The sequence below is a fragment of the Nonomuraea zeae genome (assembly GCF_005889725.1).
In the GTDB taxonomy this organism is placed as follows: domain Bacteria; phylum Actinomycetota; class Actinomycetes; order Streptosporangiales; family Streptosporangiaceae; genus Nonomuraea; species Nonomuraea zeae.
Genome location: NZ_VCKX01000695.1, coordinates 1 through 1,048 on the forward strand (window position 1 = coordinate 1; position 1,048 = coordinate 1,048).

General features: G+C 60.6%; 1 protein-coding gene and 1 pseudogene. Both read left to right on the forward strand.

The window, feature by feature from the left end:
- Window positions 1-356: 356 nt before the first annotated feature.
- Window positions 357-581, forward strand: a complete 225-nt coding sequence (locus tag ETD85_RS62435) for a hypothetical protein (protein WP_138699115.1) — start codon at window positions 357-359, stop codon at window positions 579-581.
- Window positions 582-728: 147 nt separating this feature from the next.
- A pseudogene (locus ETD85_RS62440) lies at window positions 729-917 on the forward strand (IS256 family transposase); the annotation flags it as partial.
- Window positions 918-1,048: the final 131 nt, after the last annotated feature.

Consider the following 1,048-nt stretch of genomic DNA (forward strand, 5'->3'; position numbering starts at 1 on the left):
CCAATGACGGCCTGCCGCCCGTCACATTCGAACGTCACATGATCGAGAAGAGACAAGCCTCATCGGCCCTGCTGAGGACCGCTGTGGCATAGACCGTCTCCACGATTCCATTCCAGGGGATTGACAGGCACTCACCTTCTGGTTAACACGCAGGCGTACGGCCAGCCTGTTGGCGACCCCCGTTCTCCATCTGCGACGGGTAGCGGGTGGAGACATGGTCGACACCTACGAGCCGAGCTTCGAGAGGACTTGGACGAAGCGACGCCGCTAGCCAGGTAATTCCTAGCGGCTTGAAGGACGACGCACGAAAGTAGGAATCTCCGTCTTGTTACCAGTCTGTCTGCCATGATCCGCATATGGCAGATTTCAAGGTTCGAATCCGCGGTTACAGCAGACGACAGGTCGACGAACTGGAAGAACGCATTGAGCGGTCACTGGCCGGCTCTGGTGAGATGACAGCGGATGATTTGCGCGCGGAGATGGACCAAGGGCTTTTTGACATAGTGATCAGAGGTTATGACGCAGACCAGGTCCACACGGCTCTACAGGAGTGGATCCTGCGGCTGGAAGGCTTGAACTGACGTCATTCTCGATGCGTCGCCTTAACCTTCGTCGTCACAAAGGTGCCCCAGAGTCCTGGTCGCGTCCGAGATGCGGTGTAAATGTGAACGAGCGTAGGTTGCCGTGCTGAACCGTCCAAAGTTCGCACTACGCAAGGACCTACGCTCGTGGCACGCACACTACCGCCCGTTCAGGCCATCCGCGCCGAGATCGACGCCCTGTTCACCGACGGCCGTGACCTGGTCGAGGTCATCGAGGACGTCGCCCGGCTCGGCGCCCGCCTGATCATCCAGACCGCCGTCGAAGCCGAGGTGGACGCCTTCCTCGGCCGCGCCCGCTACCAGCGCGCCACCACCGTCACCCGCGTTCCGCAGATGTGTAGCAGGAAAGACACATAGATCTGGGGTCTGAGCTGGGGAAACGCTTGCGGGCGTGCTGATGCGGCGTGTCACTAGGCGTGGGGGTTGTGCCTGGTCAGGCGTCTGCG

Excerpts from the sequence above, each read along its gene's own strand:
- ETD85_RS62435 (WP_138699115.1), top strand. The coding sequence starts at position 357 with ATGGCAGATTTCAAGGTTCGAATCCGCGGTTACAGCAGACGACAGGTC.